The sequence below is a fragment of the Agrobacterium sp. GW821-FHT02D03 genome (genome assembly GCF_059421725.1).
In genome coordinates this window covers 719795-738167 of sequence record NZ_JBWKVN010000002.1, presented here as the reverse complement: position 1 = coordinate 738167, position 18373 = coordinate 719795, and the positions used below count along the sequence as shown (strand labels likewise).

General features: G+C 57.8%; 19 protein-coding genes. 11 read left to right on the top strand and 8 right to left on the bottom strand.

Annotated elements, in window-relative coordinates:
* Window positions 1-103: 103 nt before the first annotated feature.
* The 3 genes from AC07U5_RS16815 (at window position 104) to AC07U5_RS16805 (ending at window position 2630) form a co-directional block, all read left to right on the top strand.
* A complete protein-coding gene (locus AC07U5_RS16815) occupies window positions 104-409 on the top strand; it encodes a hypothetical protein (protein WP_494723697.1) in 306 nt (101 codons plus the stop codon).
* 105 nt (window positions 410-514) lie between these two features.
* Window positions 515-1549: an aspartate-semialdehyde dehydrogenase gene (locus AC07U5_RS16810; protein WP_062423536.1), complete on the top strand. Its 1035-nt coding sequence runs from the start codon at window positions 515-517 to the stop codon at window positions 1547-1549.
* 265 nt (window positions 1550-1814) lie between these two features.
* Complete coding sequence (locus AC07U5_RS16805) at window positions 1815-2630, top strand: lytic murein transglycosylase (protein WP_062443516.1); 816 nt, start codon at window positions 1815-1817, stop codon at window positions 2628-2630.
* 121 nt (window positions 2631-2751) lie between these two features.
* Here AC07U5_RS16805 and AC07U5_RS16800 read toward each other — a convergent pair whose 3' ends face one another.
* The 3 genes from AC07U5_RS16800 to AC07U5_RS16790 form a co-directional block, all read right to left on the bottom strand.
* On the bottom strand, window positions 2752-3393 hold the full coding sequence (locus AC07U5_RS16800) for a carbonic anhydrase (RefSeq protein ID WP_062443513.1): 642 nt from the start codon (window positions 3391-3393) through the stop codon (window positions 2752-2754).
* A gap of 66 nt (window positions 3394-3459) precedes the next feature.
* Entirely contained in the window at window positions 3460-4344 is an 885-nt protein-coding gene (gene pdxY / locus AC07U5_RS16795; RefSeq protein ID WP_494723696.1) for a pyridoxal kinase PdxY, read from the bottom strand.
* Between the two features lie 232 nt (window positions 4345-4576).
* The gene (locus AC07U5_RS16790; RefSeq protein WP_494723695.1) at window positions 4577-5767 is read right to left on the bottom strand and encodes an aq_1923 C-terminal domain; all 1191 of its coding nucleotides are present in this window, start codon (window positions 5765-5767) and stop codon (window positions 4577-4579) included.
* A 225-nt stretch (window positions 5768-5992) separates the two neighbouring features.
* Here AC07U5_RS16790 and parC point away from each other — a divergent pair, with 225 nt between their 5' ends.
* The gene (parC, locus tag AC07U5_RS16785) at window positions 5993-8248 is read left to right on the top strand and encodes a DNA topoisomerase IV subunit A (RefSeq protein WP_062423532.1); all 2256 of its coding nucleotides are present in this window, start codon (window positions 5993-5995) and stop codon (window positions 8246-8248) included.
* 146 nt (window positions 8249-8394) lie between these two features.
* Here parC and AC07U5_RS16780 read toward each other — a convergent pair whose 3' ends face one another.
* The 5 genes from AC07U5_RS16780 to hemB form a co-directional block, all read right to left on the bottom strand.
* Window positions 8395-8781 carry a type II toxin-antitoxin system death-on-curing family toxin gene (locus tag AC07U5_RS16780; RefSeq protein WP_494723694.1) on the bottom strand — a complete coding sequence of 129 codons (387 nt, stop codon included), beginning with the start codon at window positions 8779-8781 and terminating at the stop codon, window positions 8395-8397.
* Window positions 8778-8999 carry an AbrB/MazE/SpoVT family DNA-binding domain-containing protein gene (locus AC07U5_RS16775; protein WP_062423530.1) on the bottom strand — a complete coding sequence of 74 codons (222 nt, stop codon included), beginning with the start codon at window positions 8997-8999 and terminating at the stop codon, window positions 8778-8780. The genes AC07U5_RS16780 and AC07U5_RS16775 overlap by 4 nt, the downstream gene beginning before the upstream one ends.
* Window positions 9000-9059: 60 nt before the next feature.
* Window positions 9060-9818, bottom strand: a complete 759-nt coding sequence (locus AC07U5_RS16770) for an arginyltransferase (protein ID WP_062600516.1) — start codon at window positions 9816-9818, stop codon at window positions 9060-9062.
* 136 nt (window positions 9819-9954) lie between these two features.
* On the bottom strand, window positions 9955-10413 hold the full coding sequence (locus tag AC07U5_RS16765; protein WP_112952771.1) for an RDD family protein: 459 nt from the start codon (window positions 10411-10413) through the stop codon (window positions 9955-9957).
* A 64-nt stretch (window positions 10414-10477) separates the two neighbouring features.
* Window positions 10478-11491 (bottom strand): porphobilinogen synthase, encoded by a 1014-nt coding sequence (gene hemB / locus AC07U5_RS16760; RefSeq protein WP_112952769.1) that lies wholly within the window; start codon window positions 11489-11491, stop codon window positions 10478-10480.
* A 335-nt stretch (window positions 11492-11826) separates the two neighbouring features.
* Between hemB and AC07U5_RS16755 the strand changes: the two genes are divergently transcribed.
* The 7 genes from AC07U5_RS16755 (at window position 11827) to AC07U5_RS16725 (ending at window position 18323) form a co-directional block, all read left to right on the top strand.
* Window positions 11827-12264, top strand: a complete 438-nt coding sequence (locus tag AC07U5_RS16755; protein WP_062444167.1) for a DUF6163 family protein — start codon at window positions 11827-11829, stop codon at window positions 12262-12264.
* Between the two features lie 233 nt (window positions 12265-12497).
* Window positions 12498-13007 carry a transcriptional regulator LdtR gene (gene ldtR / locus AC07U5_RS16750; RefSeq protein WP_186330162.1) on the top strand — a complete coding sequence of 170 codons (510 nt, stop codon included), beginning with the start codon at window positions 12498-12500 and terminating at the stop codon, window positions 13005-13007.
* Window positions 13008-13314: 307 nt separating this feature from the next.
* The gene (locus AC07U5_RS16745; protein ID WP_494723693.1) at window positions 13315-14646 is read left to right on the top strand and encodes a L,D-transpeptidase family protein; all 1332 of its coding nucleotides are present in this window, start codon (window positions 13315-13317) and stop codon (window positions 14644-14646) included.
* Window positions 14647-14834: 188 nt separating this feature from the next.
* Window positions 14835-16124 (top strand): serine hydroxymethyltransferase, encoded by a 1290-nt coding sequence (gene glyA, locus AC07U5_RS16740; protein ID WP_111849861.1) that lies wholly within the window; start codon window positions 14835-14837, stop codon window positions 16122-16124.
* Window positions 16125-16136: 12 nt separating this feature from the next.
* The gene (gene nrdR, locus AC07U5_RS16735) at window positions 16137-16616 is read left to right on the top strand and encodes a transcriptional regulator NrdR (RefSeq protein ID WP_062423522.1); all 480 of its coding nucleotides are present in this window, start codon (window positions 16137-16139) and stop codon (window positions 16614-16616) included.
* Window positions 16617-16620: 4 nt separating this feature from the next.
* Window positions 16621-17712 carry a bifunctional diaminohydroxyphosphoribosylaminopyrimidine deaminase/5-amino-6-(5-phosphoribosylamino)uracil reductase RibD gene (ribD, locus tag AC07U5_RS16730; RefSeq protein WP_494723692.1) on the top strand — a complete coding sequence of 364 codons (1092 nt, stop codon included), beginning with the start codon at window positions 16621-16623 and terminating at the stop codon, window positions 17710-17712.
* A complete protein-coding gene (locus AC07U5_RS16725) occupies window positions 17712-18323 on the top strand; it encodes a riboflavin synthase (protein WP_494723691.1) in 612 nt (203 codons plus the stop codon). Before ribD ends, AC07U5_RS16725 begins: the two co-directional genes overlap by 1 nt.
* Window positions 18324-18373 lie beyond the last annotated feature (50 nt).

Genomic DNA, 18373 nt, shown 5'->3' with positions numbered 1-18373 from the left:
ATGGCCCCCACAGCCGTAATCGCCGTCCGCACGGCTCTACCAGATCACGCCCACAACTTGGCACAGGGATGAGAATAAAACAAGAACATGCGGGTGAGATTCAGTGCGCCGGTATAACAGTGGCGGTCAAAGTCGTGAATGCGGCAGCCTGTGCGACAACCAGCTGGCGCACGCGGCGCTCGGCGCACCGGCATCGAAAAGACGCGAGACCTGTCTGCAAGGCGTTATGTTTGCGCTTGACAGAAAAGACAAACCTCCTAATAGCTTTCGCACGAAAAGGAGCGCACTGTTCATGCGGCATGTCCAGCACATGATTGTCATGCAAAGCCCGGCGGGTTCAGCCGGCGATCCTGCGCGCCTTTCTTATTCCATCCGAATTACGGCCAAAACGACGATTAAAACCGTCTGACGTCTCTGGCCCGCCGCTCTCTCCCCGGTTTGGCCGGGGAAAGGAAGCCGCAGTTTCGCGGCTCCCCCTCACCAAAAAGAGGAGAGGCAGAAAGAGAGCTTGATCATGGGTTTCAAAGTTGCAATCGCAGGCGCCACCGGCAATGTCGGGCGCGAAATGCTGAACATCCTGGCGGAACGTGGTTTCCCGGCGGATGAAGTTGTTCCTCTGGCTTCCGCACGCAGCCAGGGCACGGAAGTGTCCTATGGCGACCGCACGCTGAAGGTTTCCAATCTCGAGAATTACGATTTCTCCGATACCGATATCTGCCTGATGTCGGCCGGTGGCGATGTATCGAAGAAGTGGTCTCCGAAGATCGGTGCGCAGGGTTGCGTCGTTATCGATAACTCGTCTGCCTGGCGCTACGATCAGGACGTTCCGCTGATCGTGCCGGAAGTCAACGCCGATGCGGTGGAAGGCTTCAGAAAGAAGAACATCATTGCCAACCCGAATTGCTCCACGGCGCAGCTCGTCGTCGCTCTGAAGCCGCTTCACGATGCCGCCAAGATCAAGCGCGTTGTCGTCTCCACCTACCAGTCCGTCTCCGGTGCAGGCAAGGAAGGCATGGACGAGTTGTTCCAGCAGACCCGCGCCGTCTTCGTGGCCGATCCGGTCGAAACCAAGAAGTTCACCAAGCGCATCGCCTTCAACGTCATTCCGCATATCGATGTCTTCATGGAAGACGGTTATACCAAGGAAGAGTGGAAGGTTCTCGCAGAAACCAAGAAGATGCTGGACCCGAAGATCAAGGTCACTTGCACGGCCGTACGCGTTCCCGTCTTCATCGGCCACTCGGAATCGGTCAATATCGAGTTCGAGAACGAAATTACCGCCGATCAGGCGCGCGACATTCTGCGCGAAGCCCCCGGTTGCCTCGTCATCGACAAGCACGAAAATGGCGGCTACATCACGCCGGTCGAGTGCGCTGGCGAAGATGCGACCTATATTTCGCGCATCCGCGAGGACGCAACCGTTGAAAACGGCCTCAACATCTGGGTCGTTTCCGACAACCTGCGCAAGGGTGCGGCCCTGAACGCCGTTCAGATCGCCGAACTTCTGATCAACCGTGGTCTCATCAAGCCACGCAAAGCCGCTGCGTGATACGGTTTTTTAACAACTATTAACTATAACCCGTCCGTTACTTTCGAGAATGGGCGGGTTTTCAATCTTCGTGCCTATCACAGCCAGTTCATTTGCTGGTTATGAAGACGAACGGCAATTTGTGCCTTTCAATTCTCGCTAGTGGAATGAATTTGACGTTTGATACCCATCTGCGGTGATCTTGAGGATCAAATGTCGAAGTCGGACCATTAGACAGGCGAACATGGCGAGGGGCTGTCCCTCACTCTATCAAAGGCAGATACGGATGCGGGCAATAAAGGCTTTTTCCCTTGGTGCGACGGCAGTTGCGATGCTGGCGGCAACGCCGCTGCAGGCGGCGCAATGCGGCAATACCTCGGCAGGTTTCGGCAACTGGGTGCAATCCTTCAAGCAGGAAGCGGCGGGCCGCGGCGTCAGCCCGGCAGTGCTTGATCGCGCTTTCTCCAACGTCACCTACAACCAGGCGACGATCCGCGCGGACCGCGGTCAGCACAGCTTCAAGCTTTCCTTCGATCAGTTCATGCAAAAGCGCGGTGGCCAGGCCATCATTTCGCGCGGCAAGGCGATGAAGAAGAACAATGCAGCACTGTTTGCCAATATCGAGCGCGCCTACGGAGTTCCAGCCGGCCCGCTTCTGGCGATCTGGGGCATGGAAACCGGTTTCGGCGGGTTCATGGGCAACCAGCACACACTGTCTGCCGTCGCGACGCTCTCTTATGATTGTCGCCGTTCCGACTATTTCACCGAGCAGCTTTACGCAGCCTTGAAGCTGGTGGGCAATGGTTCGCTCAACATCAACGCCAAGGGCGCAGCCCATGGCGAAATCGGCCAGACCCAGTTCCTGCCGCTTAACGTCGTGCGCTACGGCGTCGACTTCGATCGCGATGGTCGCATCGATCTCGTCGGCTCGCGCGCCGATGCGCTGGCTTCGACTGCAAACTTCCTTGCTGGACATGGCTGGCAGCGCGGCGCTGGCTATCAGCCGGGTCAGCCAAGCTTTGCCGCGATCCAGGGCTGGAATGCAGCGACTGTCTATCAGCAGGCGATTGCCTACATCGGCAAGGCGATCGACGGTCAATAGTCGCGGTCAAGGCCGTTTAGCGGCTGACGTGACATGATCCTCTAGTTAAAGTGCCGTGTGTCCTATTGGACGCACGGCACTTTGCCTTTTTGAATCGACGCACGATACTGTAGCCGGGGGATCACACTTCCGGACGACGGAAATCGCCAGTCTTGCTGTCCATCACCCACAATTCGCCAGTCGAGATATCGAACCAGGCGCCGTGCAGTTTCACTTTGCCTGCGGTCTCCTGCGCCTTGACGAAGGGGAAGCCACGCAGATTGTGGATGGAATTGCGGATCGAGACGCGCTCAAGCGCTGTCTGCCGTTCGCCCGAGGTCATCACATCATTGCTCTGGATTTGCTCGGCGGCGGATTTGACGAGGTTCATCCATTTGCCGATGAAATCGCCAGGCGAGAGCGACTCGAAATTCGGGTCGAGTGCCGCCTGGATGCCGCCACAGCGGCCGTGGCCCATGACCACGATGTCCTTCACCTTCAGAACCTGGACAGCATATTCGATGGCAGCCGAGGTTGCGTGATACTGGCCGTCCGGCTCGAAAGGCGGCACCATGTTTGCCACATTGCGCATGACGAACAACTCACCCGGGCCGCAATCGAAAATCGTTTCGGGCGCCGAGCGGGAATCGCAACAGGCAATGAACAAGGTCTGCGGTTTCTGGCCGCTATCGGCCAGAGTGCGGTATCGGTCGCGTTCACCGGCGTAACGGCCGCTCATGAAGTTCTTGTAGCCGTTCAGAAGATAATCTGGAAAATCCTTCATTCGATCTCGCAGTGCCGTTGGTCGCTACCGGGAACGCCTCGTCATGAAGCGCATGAAACTTGACCGCTATTTGCCCTTGCTTCGGGAAGGATGCAAGAGATGGCGCATCTGAACCATCGCCATGGGTGTGGAAAGGCTCGACGCATCTGTTTCGAGCGTCAGCTCGTTGGCGCCGCGCTTCATGGTGCGGGCCAGAATTTCAAAGACGCTGGCGGTTGCCAGTTGCAGCGCCTTTTCGTCATCCACGCCCTGAAGCATGCGCGCGAGAAAGACTGCGGCAAGAAGGTCGCCGAGTCCGTTCGGCACGTTGTCGATGGCGCGGTGTTCGGCAAGCAGCGCGTGACGGCCGCTGAGGAACAGATTGCCAATACCGTTTGCCATCATCGGAACGGCGGAGGTAACGAGCATCTTCGGCGGACCGAGCGCAAGGGCCGCATCCATGATCTCGGCATTGGTGTCGAGCTCAGCACCGCTCATCCAGGCCAGTTCATAGCGATTGGGCGTGGAAACCGTCGCAAGTGGTACAAGCTCGTCGCGGATCGCTTCGGCGGTTTCGATCGGGACATAAAGCCCGCCCTTGTCTCCCATGACCGGGTCGCAGACATAGATCAGATCGGGGTTGTTCTCTCTCAGTGCCCGGATCAAACGCGCGACCGAACGCACCTGGTCGGCGCTGCCGAAATAGCCGGTGAGGACCGCTTTGACTTCTCCACGCCATTTCGATGCCGCCAGATCGCCCATGGCCGCATCGAAGGCCTCGCCATCGAAACGAAGACGCGTGGAGGGTCCTTGGCCGGGATGCCATGGCATCACGATCGTCGGCACAGCCCAGACAGGAAAACCGAGCGTCTCCAGGCCAAAGACGGCAGCCCGATTGCCCACCGAGCCGCGCATGACATGGCTGGAAATGACGATGACGGAGCCGCTGATATTGTCTTGCACGAATGTCATTCCTTCATTGAAGGATTGGAGAGGCACACACTCTCTCACCCTAAGCAGAGGTATCGAAGTTTTTTAGGTTTTAGAGGGAGCTACATAGGGGCGCAAGGTCAGGACGTTTGGGATGGTTTCGAAGGAACGGATGACCCCAAGCTTTGCTGGTTTAGAGCTCACGCGGTCCCGCTTGCTAACCTGCGTAGCAGGAAAAAGCCCCGAACGATTGATCCGGGGCTTGTGGAAGAGACTATTGGTTGGCGGTGACGGTCACGCCCAGAACGCTCGGAACTGTGTTCGGTGCCCCCATTGCCGCGCCCATGATCATCGGGAAGGGAACGGGTTTCGCCGGCGCTGCCGAGATCGTGAAGTTTTTCGGATCGTCGACATAGGTGTTCACAGCCGCAGATACGGCGTTCTGCAGTTCCGGAATGTTGAGCTGTGCAATCATCATCGGCGCCATGCCCTTGATCATCTGCGAGAGCTGCTCGCTCGTCGTGCCCTGCTCCTTGGCGGCGTAATCGATACCGCGCTTGGTAATGCCGGCATCATCAAAGCTGATCTTGGCATTGTTGAAGGTCAGCTGCTGCATGAGACCAAGCATGGCAAGGCCGAAGGCCTGATCTGCCTGTTCCTTGTTGGGGTTGGCTTCCTGCGCCTTGACGGCATCCTGCATCGACTTGATGAAAGCCATCGTATAGCCGGAGATGCTGAAGCTCATATCCAGGCGGCCGACATTCTCGACGTCGATCGAGTATTCGTCGACATTGATCGTGCCGGGTGCAACTTCCCACGAACCGTTGACGGTGAGGTCGCCGCTCAGAGATTTCAGCTGAAGCGCGTCGATCGCCTCTTTCGACTTCGGATCGGTAACGCCGCTCAGATCGCCCTTGAAGCCCTCTGCGGTGAGATCGAAGCTAAGCGTGCCGCCATCTTCGCTCTTGGTCATCGTGGCATTGCTCTCGGCGATGGAGAACGCTTCCTTGCCATCGATCTTGACCGAGGCCGGACCGGTATGGGCTTCATCGTAAAACAGCATGGCATCGACTGTATTTGCCGTTGCATCAGCCGGAACCACGACGCCGGTCATGTAAAGGTCGTCGATGGTGATCGCCACCTTTTCCTTGGCGTAGTTGACGTTCTCGAAGCTCATCTTCTCAATGGTATAGCCGCCATTGTCTTCTTCAACGCCTTCGAGCGTGACGTTGCCAATCGGAAACTGCTGTGCTGGGTCCATGCCGCTGCCAATGACGACGCCGGACAGCGTGACATTGTCGCCGTTGGTGGCGACGGACTTGGCTGTGATTTCTGCGCCCTGCACGTGGTAGGCAGCATTCATTTTCTTCAGCACATCGGCGCCATCCAGGGCGAAAGCCGGAGACGCAAATGCCAGTACGGCTGCGCTGGCAAACAGGAAATTCCGTGTGGTTTCAAGTCTCATTCTGTCTCTTCCCTTAAGGCGCGAACATCCGCAACAAGAATAGGCACATCACGCGTCCACATATGCAGCACGAGCGCGATTGACCGAAGTGGTACTGTGCAACGAATGGCTGAATTGCGGCACAAAAACAAGGTTGCATAAAAATATAGGCTTAACGCTTGTCATCCACAGCGCAGAAAGCCTGGATTTCTTGCCGTAACCGCCTATTTCCGATAGGCAGTCGCCATGGGAAAAAATCTTAATCCGCCATCGGGCGGAGACGACGATCATATTGTGCCGGTCGATTTGAAGGCGGCGCTCGAAGAGCGTTACCTCGCCTATGCGCTATCGACCATTATGCACCGCGCGCTTCCGGATGTTCGTGACGGATTGAAGCCCGTTCATCGACGCATCGTGCATGCCATGAGCGAGATGGGTATTCGCCCTAATTCCGCGTTCAAGAAATGCGCCCGCATCGTCGGCGATGTCATGGGTAAATTCCACCCGCATGGCGATGCGTCGATCTACGATGCGCTCGTGCGACTTTCGCAGGATTTTGCCATTCGCTACCCGCTGGTCGATGGCCAGGGTAACTTTGGCAACATCGACGGCGACGGCGCAGCTGCCATGCGTTACACCGAAGCGCGTATGACCGATGTCGCGGCTCTGCTTCTGGAAGGCATCGAGCAGGACGCAGTCGATTTTCGTCCGACCTATAACGAAGAAGACGAAGAGCCGGTGGTTATGCCCGGCGCGTTTCCGAATCTGCTTGCCAATGGCTCCTCTGGCATCGCAGTCGGCATGGCCACATCCATCCCGCCGCACAATGCCCATGAAATCTGCGACGCGGCCCTTCATCTGATCAAGCATCCGGATGCGAGCGTCGAGAAGCTGTTGGAATTCATTCCCGGTCCCGATCTGCCGACAGGCGGCATCATCATCGAAAGCCGCGAGAATATTCTCGAGGCCTACAAGACCGGTCGTGGCGGTTTCCGCGTCCGTGCCAAATGGGAAACGGAAGATCTCGGCCGGGGCGGTTACCAGATCGTCATTACCGAAATTCCGTTCCAGGTGCAGAAGTCGCGGCTGATCGAAAAGATCGCCGAACTGCTTCTGGCCCGCAGGCTGCCGCTTCTGGAAGACGTGCGCGACGAATCTGCTGAAGACGTTCGTATCGTTCTGGTGCCGAAAAACCGCACGGTAGATGCGACGCTGCTGATGGAATCGCTTTTCCGTCTGTCGGATCTGGAAAGTCGTATTCCGCTGAACATGAACGTGCTGTCGCTTGGCCGCGTGCCGAAGGTGATGGCGCTGAACGAGGTGTTGACCGAGTGGCTGGCGCACCGCAAGGAAGTTCTGGTTCGCCGCTCTAAATTCCGCTTGGCGGCAATCGATCGCCGCCTGGAAATCCTCGGCGGCCTGCTGATTGCCTATCTCAACATCGATGAGATCATCCGCATCATCCGCGAAGAGGACGAACCCAAGCCGGTGATGATGGCGCGATTTGGCCTGACGGATAACCAAGCCGAAGCCATTCTTAACATGCGCCTTCGCTCGTTGCGCAAGCTGGAAGAATTCGAAATCCGCACGGAGTTCGACGAACTCAGCAAGGAAAAGGGCGAGATCGAATCCCTCCTGGCATCGGACGAGAAGCAGTGGCAGGCGGTCTCCTGGGAGATCGGCGAGGTCAAGAAGAAATACGCGAAGGCAACCGAGCTTGGCCGGCGCCGCACGCAGTTTGCCGATGCGCCAAATGCCGATGTCGAGGCCATCCAGCAGGCGATGATCGAGAAAGAGCCGGTCACGATCGTCATCTCGCAGAAGGGCTGGATCAGAGCGTTGAAGGGCCATATGTCCGATACGTCGAGCCTGACCTTCAAGGAAGGCGACGGGCCGAAGCTGGCCTTCCCGGCGCAGACGACTGACAAGCTGCTTCTCGTGACTACCGGCGGTAAGGTCTATACGCTCGGCGCCGACAAGCTGCCTGGCGGCCGCGGCCACGGCGAGCCGGTACGCATCATGGTGGATATGGAGAATGATCAGGACATCCTGACCGCCTTTGTCCACGATGCATCCCGCAAGCTGCTGATCGTCTCGACCGGCGGAAATGGCTTTGTCATCCCGGAAACGGAAATGGTCGCCAACACCCGCAAGGGCAAGCAGATCATGAACGTCTCCATGCCGGATGAGACAAAGCTCGTGGTACCCGTCATCGGCGATCACGTCGCTGTCGTCGGCGAGAACCGCAAGATGCTGACCTTCCCATTGTCGCAAGTGCCGGAAATGTCACGCGGCAAGGGTGTCCGCCTGCAGCGTTACAAGGATGGCGGCGTGTCGGATGTGAAGTGCTTCGCGATCGCCACCGGTCTTTCGTGGGAAGACAGCGCCGGGCGCTCCTTCTCCAAGGTCGGAGACGAACTGCTTGAATGGATGGGCGATCGCGCCGGTGTCGGCCGCAGCGTTCCGAAGGGCTTTCCGCGCAGTGGGAAATTCGGCGGCTAAAGCGTGTCGCGATCCTTCAGATTCGCGCCTTACGCTTTCGTTCTTTGTTTTGCCGCATGTCGTTATCGCAAAACCGGTGTCCACTTTTGCGCGACATGCCTAAAAGTTGATAAATGACAGCTTCCGGGGACGGAAGCTGTCATCGATTAGCGGAATGCTACGGTGTGATCGTTGAAGAACGCGGTGATACCGTCCTCATCTATTTCACCCGCCGCAACGGCCAGAACGAATTCTATGACGGTGCTTTGATCGGCGACAATTTCGTAGCCATTGATCAGTAAGAACGTATAGGCAGCCAGAAAGCCGGTGCGCTTATTTCCATCAGAAAAAGGGTGGTTGCGAGCGATACCGAAGAGATATGCCGCAGCGAGAGCCATTAAATTCTCTTCGCCATACACAGCTTTGTTGACAGGGCGCGCCAGCGCCGCTTCAAGTGCGTTGTCATCCTTCAATCCAGGCAGACCACCATGTGCTTCGATCTGCTCCTGATGAATGATAGTTATGGCTGCTTTGGTGAGCCACTTGATTGTCACTTAGCAAGCTCCCGAAGGGCAACCTTGTACTTTTCCATGCCGCGACGAGCGGCTGCCAGTTGCTCTTGAAGATCAGATTGCTCTGGGACGAGCTCCAATTTCTGCCCGTCTTCACTCAATGTCAGGACATCGCCAGCCTTGACTCCAAGGCGATCCAGAACCTCTTTGGGAATGATGATCCCTTCCGAATTGCCAATCTTGCGAACCGTCACATTCATCTCAAACACTCCGTTATAACGCTGTTATAACATAATTTGAGAGATGCGGCAATTACAGGGTCAAACGGTTTCTGGCGTGTATAATTCCCAGCCGCGCGGCGTCAGATGCTCTTGGGGATGATACCGCGTCTTGTACCCCATCTTGTCTGAGCCATCGACCCAGTAGCCTAAATAGACATGGGGCAGACCAAGCGTGCGAGTGCGGGCAATGTGATCAAGGATCATGAATGTTCCAAGCGAGCGCTTCTCAAGATCGGGATTGAAAAAGGAATAGACCATGGAGAGGCCGTCGCTCATCATGTCTGTAAGCGCAACAGCGATCAGCTCTCCGCGCTTGCTGTCATCGATACTCGCACCCGGTTCTCGCTTTCGATACTCGATGATGCGCGTGTTGACATGGGTGTCTTCCACCATCACCGCGTAATCAAGCGCCGACATATCCGACATGCCGCCTGATGTATGACGCCGGTCGAGATAGCGACGAAAGAGCGAGAATTGTTCGGTGGATGGCTCGGCCCGGTGAACCGTCGCCACAAGATCGTTATTCGTGGCCATTATTCGCCGCATCGATTTCGTTGGCGTGAAGCCATCGGCCAGAATTCTGACGGAGACGCAGGCACGGCAATTTTCGCAGGCAGGACGATAGGCGATGTTTTGAGAGCGACGAAACCCGCCCTGCGTCAGCAGGTCGTTCATCTCCGGCGCGCGAGGGCCTACCAGATGCGTAAAAACCTTGCGCTCCAACTGGTTCGGAAGGTAGGGGCAAGTGGCCGGTGCGGTGAGATAAAATTGCGGGGAAGGCGTCGTCTGCGTGTTCATCGAACCCAATCGCTCCCTTCGCAAGCCAACCTTCTATGTCAGAATGACAAAAAGGTGGAAAACGTCAACTCTCGAAGAGACCTGTCAATAAAATTGAAGCCGCTGGAGCGGCTTCAATACGTTTCGCTCTGAATTCCTAGCGGGTTCTGATCGTCACTGTTCCCAGAAGGAAGTCGTGGACCAGTCTGGAGCGCTCGGTAAACAGGCCTGCCAGCAGGATAAGCGGCGTCAGGATCGAGTTGATAATCCAGAAGAGCGCGATATGAGCGGTCGAGATCAGAAAGTCGATTCGACGGCCGTCAAGGCGCGCCATCTGAATGCCGGCAACACGCATGCCAGGGGTGGCCTGCGCGGCGCTGCCAAGCGTCATGCCGAAATAGAGAATGGCGACGATGAAGAACAGCGCAGGAAAGAGCATGAAGCCAAAGCCGAGCGTCAGGATGCCGAGAAAGAACACGATCACGGCTGCCGGAATGCACAGCAGAAGCACCATCACATAGTCGATGATGAACGCCACGACGCGACGGCTCAGCACGCCCTCATAGGCGCGCCAGTCCTCTGTCGGAACGTAGGTCGGGTTCGGGTTGTAGCTCATCGGCGGTTTCTCCTTTTCAGCAAAGATATGGTGTGGACCGCCGCAAATGCAATGAGTCCGCTCCTCAGCCCTTTGCGAGCTTTTTCGCCACGTCGACGGCGAAGTAGGTGAGGATCCCATCGCAACCGGCCCGCTTGAAGCAGAGCAGGGTTTCCATCATCACCCGGTCGCCATCGATCCAGCCATTCATCGCCGCCGCCTTGATCTGCGCGTATTCGCCCGAGACCTGATAGGCGAAGGTCGGAAGACCGAAAGCCTCCTTCAGCCGCCAACAGATATCGAGATAGGGAAGGCCGGGCTTCACCATCAGCATGTCGGCGCCTTCTTCCACGTCGAGAGCGGCATCCCGCATCGCTTCCGTGCCGTTTGCCGGGCTGATGTAATAGCTGTTCTTGTCGCCCTTCAGCAGGCCACTGGTGGAAATTGCCTCGCGATAGGGCCCGTAGAAACCGGAGGAGAACTTTGTCGCATAGGCCATAATGCCGACGCCCTGATGGCCCGCCGCATCAAGCCCACGGCGGATCGCGCCGATCCGGCCGTCCATCATTTCGGAAGGGGCGATGATGTCCGCGCCCGCATCCGCCTGCATGACAGCGGCTCTCACCACCTGATCGACTGTTTCGTCATTGACGATATCGTCGCCGCGCAGGATCCCGTCATGCCCGTGGCTGGTGAAGGGATCGAGCGCTACATCGGTGATCACGCCGATATTGGGAACCGCCGTCTTGATCGCCGCGGTGGCCTGGTTGATCAGGTTGTTGGCTTCCAGCACCTGCGATCCTGTCTCGTCTCGCAGTTCCATTTCAATATTGGGGAATGTCGCAAGGGCAGGGATGCCGAGATCGGCCGCTTCTTTGGCTGCTTCGACCAGCTTGTCGACGCTCATGCGATTGACGCCGGGCATCGAGGGGATGGGATCAACGATGTTCGTACCGGGAACGACGAAGACCGGCCAGATCAGATCATCAACCGTCAGCTGGTTCTCGCGCACGAGCCGGCGAGTCCAGTCGGCCTTGCGGATGCGCCGCATGCGGCGGTGGCCAGTAATGTGATCTACCAGATGGGTCTTGTCGGTCATGTCTTTTCCTTAAAAGCCTGTCCGGTGGATCGGGTCCCTCGGCCATGCTCTCTTATGATGTTTCCGTCTGTATATTGGAAGCTGCGCGTGAACGTGGCTTCGATAGAACGCCAGAGTGCGATGATGGCATAACATAAGAGAAGTGGTATGCGAATGCGACGGTCTGACCCACGGCCAGCTCGAAAATCCTGAGCGCTTTTCGATACGGGCAATCCGCCATGCCCTGACATTTGGGCGCCGTAAAAGGAGTACTGCGGGCAGTACCGCTCAAGAGCGCTGTGACCTCCCGCAATTATCCATTGGCAGGAGCCACGCCGGAAACGTATCTTCGCGCCATGGAACCTGATTCTCCACCGCACCCGAAGCTGCCTCTGACGGAAATCCTCTACTTTGTCTTTCTCAGACTGGTGGCGGCTTCCTGTTTCTGGTTCGGACTGCAGTACTGGGCCATGCTGACGGGTTATACGCTGAGCGGCCATGCGCGTTTCGATATGCTCAATCTTCCCTGGCGGGTTGCGGGTACCGGGCTGGCGGTCGTCTTTCCAGTCGCTGCCCTTGGACTGTGGCTTGGCGTGTCGTGGGGCGCCGTCATCTGGGTTATCGGCGCGGGTGCGCAGATCGCCATGTACAAGGTGTGGCCCAATATCTTCGGCAGCAACACGCTGGTCCCGGTCATGCACTGCATCGTGGCAACTGTTTATATACTATTCCAGGTCGCTTTCTGGCTGGATGCGCGCCAAAATGACGAGCGCGCAAGGATTGATTCACCATAATAATAAAGCTCTTGCGGCCTGTTTTTCCGGAAATTTATTGGCTAAACTATTGATTTAATTGGCGCTGATAATTCCGTGCCGCTGCCCGCCGCTCCTCAGCCCCTGGGCGCCAACATCCGGTAACCACTCGTTAATGATGCATTTTAAGTAGAATTTTATGCGCATTGCTTAGGGTTGCTCTCAAGGCGGGAAACAAAATCAACACCGCCAAACAAAACAGTGAGGCAGTCATGATCAATAGCAAAGCAAAGCCACAGGCAGTTGTAACCGACGTACAGGAAGAAGCCATCCGTTCGCTCTACATGGAGTCCCTCCATCTCGTCGAACGCCTGCACCGCCGCCTTCTCGATGTCATCAAGGACGAGTTCGACCGTCAGGGTCGCGACGACGTCAACGCCGTCCAGGCACTCCTGCTCTTCAACATCGGCACCTCGGAACTGACCGCTGGCGAACTTCGCTCGCGTGGTTACTATCTCGGCTCAAACGTTTCCTACAATGTCAAGAAGCTGGTCGACCTCGGCTTCATCAACCACCAGCGCTCGCGCATCGACCGCCGCTCGGTCCGCATTTCTCTGACCGATAAGGGTCAGGACATCGCCGAAACGGTCGCTCGCCTCTATGAGCGTCACATCGGCTCGATCGAAAAGGTCGGCGGCATCGGCACCGGTGAATTCGCCGAAATGAACAAGCTGCTGCAGCGCCTGGATCGCTTCTGGAACGACTCGATCGCTTATCGCCTCTAAGGGCAGCGCCATCCATTTTTGCAAAGCCGGATGCCAAAACGCGTCCGGCTTGTTGCATTTTTGTGCGGGTCACGCCGAAAAGGCCCGACGACACAGCTTCGTGAGCAGTGTCAAGGTGACACGAATTGGCCATATTGGTATGGGACCGCCAGAGCGAGGGAGCCGGCGGTCTCTTCCATCATCGCATGATGCGTCAGTTTTGTTTTCGCATGAAGTATTTCCTGCCGGCAGGCGTCCGAAAACGTTTGTTAATCATGTTGTTCTAGGCATCCATAAGGTTGCCCTGACGAAATGGCTGGTAGGTAGAATGACTCAGAAATCCGTGCCCGAATTGCTCTCTCGCCGCGCCATGCTGCGCTCCGCCGTTTCGCTCGGTGCTGTCGCGCTGGCAGCACCTGCGCTGGCGCAGGATGCGTTCAACGATCTGATCGGATCCTCGCGCCGCGGCAATTGGGACGATCAGTTCGATGCGAACTCCTCGCGCTCGGCCGTTGGCGTCGTTTCCAACAACCCGGTTCTTGGTCCTGAAGCCCCCACCTACATGCAGCAGGCGATCATGCAGTATCAGCAGATCGTCTCCAATGGTGGATGGCCGGAAGTGCCGCCAAGCCAGCAGCGTCTGCAGATCGGCGTCAGCGATCCGTCCGTTCAGGCACTTCGTCAGCGTCTGATGATTTCGGGCGATCTTCCCCGTGAAGCCGGTATCTCCAGCGCTTTCGATTCCTACGTCGATGGTGCGTTGAAGCGCTTCCAGGCACGCCATGGCCTTCCGGCAGATGGTGTGATCGGCGAATATACGCTGAAGGCGCTGAACGTTTCGGCGCAGCTGCGCATGGCACAGCTGCAGACCAACCTCATCCGCATCCAGACGATGGCGGGAGATCTCGGCCAGCGCCACGTGATGGTGAATATTCCGGCAGCCTCCATCGAGGCGGTGGAAAACAACCGCGTGGTTCTGCGCAACACGGCTGTTGTCGGCCGCGCCAGCCGCCCGACGCACATCATCAACTCGAAGATCTACGAAATCATTCTCAACCCATACTGGACGGCTCCGCGCTCGATCGTCGAAAAGGACATCGTTCCGCTGATGCAGAAGGACCCGACCTATCTGGAGCGCAACAACATCCGCCTGCTGGATGGCCGTGGCCAGGAAGTGTCTCCGCAGACGGTGGACTGGTTCGCGCCCAAGGCGCCGAACCTCATGTTCCGTCAGGACCCCGGCAAGAACAACGCCATGTCTTCGACCAAGATCAACTTCCACAACCCGAACAACGAATACATGCATGACACGCCTCAGCAGGGCCTGTTCAACAAGCTGATGCGCTTTGAATCCTCCGGCTGCGTGCGCGTGCAGAACGTGCGCGACCTGACGACCTGGATGCTGCGCGACACGCCAGGCTGGTCGCGTCAGGAAATCGAGCGCGTCATTGCAAGCCGCGTGAACACGCCGATCAAACTCTCAACCGAAATCCCGGTCTACTTCGTCTACATCACCGCATGGTCGGCAAAGGATGGCGTCGTGCAGTTCCGTGACGATATATACGGCAATGACGGCAATGCCGAATTGGCGCTCAATACGACGAACACGCAGGAGCAGCCATCCGGCTCCATCGGCGAGGATCTGTTGCCGCGCAACTGATCGCTGTTCAGACAGACAAGAAAAGCCGCGCCCCACCGGACGCGGCTTTTTTTCTTTGTGCGTGTCGCGCATTTTGCATTTTTTACGCGCGACGTCGCAGTTTGACGGTCAAATCTCGCTGCGCTTATTGCTCTTATACGGGTGGGGCGCTAAGACGCCATCGCATTACTGTTTCAGGAGCCTTCATCATGTCGAACACAGATGCCTTCTTCTCCAAGCCGCTTGCCGAAATCGATCCGGATATCTTTGGCGCGATCGAGAAGGAGCTGGGTCGCCAGCGTCACGAGATCGAGCTGATTGCCTCGGAAAACATCGTGTCCCGCGCCGTGCTCGAAGCCCAGGGCTCGATCATGACCAACAAGTATGCTGAAGGCTATCCGGGCAAGCGCTATTATGGCGGCTGCCAGTTCGTCGATATTGCCGAAGAGCTTGCCATCGACCGCGCCAAGAAGCTGTTCGGCGTCAACTTTGCCAACGTTCAGCCAAACTCCGGTTCGCAGATGAACCAGGCCGTTTTCCTCGCGCTGCTGCAGCCGGGCGATACGTTTATGGGTCTCGACCTGAATTCGGGAGGTCACTTGACCCACGGTTCGCCGGTCAACATGTCCGGCAAGTGGTTCAACGTCGTCTCCTATGGCGTTCGTGAAGGCGACAACCTGCTCGACATGGACGAGGTGGAACGCAAGGCCAAGGAAACCAAGCCGAAGCTCATTCTGGCTGGCGGCACGGCCTATTCCCGCGTCTGGGACTGGAAGCGCTTCCGCGAGATCGCCGACGAAGTCGGTGCCTACCTGATGGTCGACATGGCACACATTGCAGGCCTCGTTGCCGGTGGCCAGCATCCTTCGCCATTCCCGCATGCGCATGTGGCAACCACCACCACCCACAAGTCTCTGCGCGGCCCGCGCGGTGGCATGATCCTGACGAACGACGAAGATCTGGCGAAGAAGTTCAACTCCGCCGTCTTCCCTGGTCTCCAGGGCGGTCCGCTGATGCACGTTATCGCTGCCAAGGCTGTCGCCTTCGGCGAAGCGCTGAAGCCGGAGTTCAAGGATTACGCAGCCCAGGTCGTCAAGAACGCCAAGGTTCTGTCCGAAACGCTGATCGAAGGCGGCGTCGACGTCGTGTCCGGCGGCACGGACAACCACCTGATGCTGGTCGATCTTCGCAAGAAGAACGCCACCGGCAAGCGCGCGGAAGCAGCACTCGGTCGCGCCTACATCACCTGCAACAAGAACGGCATTCCTTTCGATCCGGAAAAGCCTTTCGTCACCTCCGGTATCCGCCTCGGCACGCCGGCCGGCACGACCCGCGGCTTCAAGGAAGCCGAGTTCCGCGAAATCGGCAAGCTGATCGTGGAAGTTCTCGATGGTCTGAAGGTTGCCAATTCCGATGAAGGGAATGCCTCCGTGGAAGCAGCGGTACGCGAGAAGGTCGTCGCTCTGACCGATCGCTTCCCGATGTATCCCTACATGTAAGAAGGCGATAGGATGCGCTGCCCTTTCTGCGGTTCTGAAGACACTCAGGTCAAGGACTCACGTCCGGCGGAGGATAACACCTCCATCCGCCGGCGGCGCATCTGCCCGGATTGCGGCGGCCGCTTCACCACCTATGAGCGTGTGCAACTGCGCGAACTCATGGTGATCAAGAAGAGCGGCCGCAAGCTGGCATTCGATCGGGAGAAGCTGGTGCGATCCTTCGAGATCGCGCTACGCAAGCGCCCTGTCGATCGCGATCGTATTGAGCGCGCAGTGTCTGGCATCGTGCGCCGGCTGGAAAGCTCGGGCGAAACGGAAATTGCATCGGAAGAAATCGGCCTGCAGGTGCTGGAAGCGCTGAAGAGTCTCGATGACGTGGCATTCGTTCGCTATGCCTCGGTCTATCGCGATTTTTCCCATGCGGAAGACTTCGAAAACGTCATCGCGGAAATCAACGCCAAGATCGCCCGCGATACAGACTCCGGAACCTGAGACTGTGGCTTCCCAGGCCGAAGACGAAAGATTCATGGCGCGGGCCATCGAGGTTTCGCGCCAGAATACTGGCTTTACCGATACCAACCCTTCCGTTGGATGCGTTCTCGTCAAGGATGGCGTGATCGTCGCCGAAGCCGTCACATCGGTCGGCGGCAGGCCGCATGCCGAGCGCAATGCGCTGGACCTTGCCGGTGAAGCGGCGCGTGGCGCAACCGCCTACGTCACGCTCGAGCCCTGCGCCCATTGGGGAAAGACGCCGCCCTGCGCCAACGCACTAGCGCATCATGGCGTCGCCCGTGTCGTCGTGGCCGTGGACGATCCGGACGAACGTGTCTCGGGCCGCGGCTACCAGGTCTTGCGCGACGCGGGGATCGAAGTCCAGACAGGTGTGCTACGAAGGGAAGGCGAGCGAGCGCTTTCCGCCTATCTCACGCGCAAGATCAAGAAGCGCCCCCACGTGATCCTGAAACTCGCTGTCTCCGCCGATGGCATGATTGGCCGAAAGGGCGCTGGCCAGGTTGCTATTACAGGCGCGGAAGCGCGCCGCGCCGTGCATGAATTGCGCGCCCGCTGCGACGGCATTCTCGTGGGTATCGGGACCGCTGTCGCCGATGATCCCGAGCTCAACGTCCGCATATCGGGAATGGAACAGTATTCGCCCATTCGCTTCGTGCTGGACAGACGACTGGAATTGCCGACCCATTCCAAGCTGGTGAAGACCGCGCGCGACGTTCCGCTTGTCGTCGTGGAAATGCCAAGTTCTGCAGAGGCACGCGATCTTGCGGAGAGACGCGCTGTGCTGGCATCGGCAGGCGCTGAAGTGCTGAGCGCCAAGAACATTGAGGATCTGCTCCTCATACTCGGCGCACGCGGGCTTTCGGAGCTTCTCGTCGAAGGCGGTGCGGTTGCCGCCAAGGCCTTCCTCGAGGCGGGCTTGGTGGATCGCATCCTGTTGTTCGAAAGCCCGACCGTCATTGGTACCGGCGGTATTGAAACGCCGATGAAGCGCGCCGATATCCCTGACACCTATTCCCTCGTCGGTGAGACCGTCTACGGTCCCGACCGCTGTTTCGATTATGAAAGGCCGCTTTGATGTTTACGGGTATCGTCACCGATGTTGGAACCGTTTCCGAGCTTCACCCGCTGGCCGAAGGCGTACGTCTGCGCGTCGCCACCAATTACGATCCGAAGACCATCGATATGGGCGCGTCCATTTCCCATGGCGGGGTTTGCCTGACAGTGACGAAACTGCCGGACGAGGGCAGCAACGAGCGCTGGTATGAGGTCGAAGCCTGGGAAGAGGCGCTTCGCCTCACCACCATATCCGCTTGGGAGAAGGGAACGCGCGTAAACCTCGAGCGCGCCCTGAAAATCGGCGACGAACTCGGCGGACACATCGTTTCAGGTCACGTTGATGGCAAGGCCGAAATTCTTGCCGTCGAGCCGGAAGGGGAGGCCGTCCGTATCCGTTTGCGCGCTCCGGAGCATCTGGCAAAGTTCGTTGCGCCCAAAGGCTCGGTGGCGCTCGACGGTACCTCGCTGACAGTGAATGCGGTGGACGGTCCGGATTTCGATGTGCTGTTGATCCGCCACACGCTCTCCGTCACCACTTGGGGTGATCGCAAGCCTGGCGATTTCGTCAATTTCGAAGTCGATACCATGGCCCGTTACGCAGCACGGCTTGCGGAATTTCCGTCGAAGTAGGATGCTCCGTCACAGTGATGAAGGCGCTGAGTGAGCGCCAAATTCGACGG

Excerpts from the sequence above, each read along its gene's own strand:
- AC07U5_RS16810 (WP_062423536.1), top strand. The coding sequence starts at position 515 with ATGGGTTTCAAAGTTGCAATCGCAGGCGCCACCGGCAATGTCGGGCGC.
- AC07U5_RS16805 (WP_062443516.1), top strand. The coding sequence starts at position 1,815 with ATGCGGGCAATAAAGGCTTTTTCCCTTGGTGCGACGGCAGTTGCGATG.
- AC07U5_RS16800 (WP_062443513.1), bottom strand. The coding sequence starts at position 3,393 with ATGAAGGATTTTCCAGATTATCTTCTGAACGGCTACAAGAACTTCATG.
- pdxY (WP_494723696.1), bottom strand. The coding sequence starts at position 4,344 with ATGACATTCGTGCAAGACAATATCAGCGGCTCCGTCATCGTCATTTCC.
- AC07U5_RS16790 (WP_494723695.1), bottom strand. The coding sequence starts at position 5,767 with ATGAGACTTGAAACCACACGGAATTTCCTGTTTGCCAGCGCAGCCGTA.
- parC (WP_062423532.1), top strand. The coding sequence starts at position 5,993 with ATGGGAAAAAATCTTAATCCGCCATCGGGCGGAGACGACGATCATATT.
- AC07U5_RS16775 (WP_062423530.1), bottom strand. The coding sequence starts at position 8,999 with ATGAATGTGACGGTTCGCAAGATTGGCAATTCGGAAGGGATCATCATT.
- AC07U5_RS16770 (WP_062600516.1), bottom strand. The coding sequence starts at position 9,818 with ATGAACACGCAGACGACGCCTTCCCCGCAATTTTATCTCACCGCACCG.
- AC07U5_RS16765 (WP_112952771.1), bottom strand. The coding sequence starts at position 10,413 with ATGAGCTACAACCCGAACCCGACCTACGTTCCGACAGAGGACTGGCGC.
- hemB (WP_112952769.1), bottom strand. The coding sequence starts at position 11,491 with ATGACCGACAAGACCCATCTGGTAGATCACATTACTGGCCACCGCCGC.
- AC07U5_RS16755 (WP_062444167.1), top strand. The coding sequence starts at position 11,827 with ATGGAACCTGATTCTCCACCGCACCCGAAGCTGCCTCTGACGGAAATC.
- AC07U5_RS16745 (WP_494723693.1), top strand. The coding sequence starts at position 13,315 with ATGACTCAGAAATCCGTGCCCGAATTGCTCTCTCGCCGCGCCATGCTG.
- glyA (WP_111849861.1), top strand. The coding sequence starts at position 14,835 with ATGTCGAACACAGATGCCTTCTTCTCCAAGCCGCTTGCCGAAATCGAT.
- nrdR (WP_062423522.1), top strand. The coding sequence starts at position 16,137 with ATGCGCTGCCCTTTCTGCGGTTCTGAAGACACTCAGGTCAAGGACTCA.
- AC07U5_RS16725 (WP_494723691.1), top strand. The coding sequence starts at position 17,712 with ATGTTTACGGGTATCGTCACCGATGTTGGAACCGTTTCCGAGCTTCAC.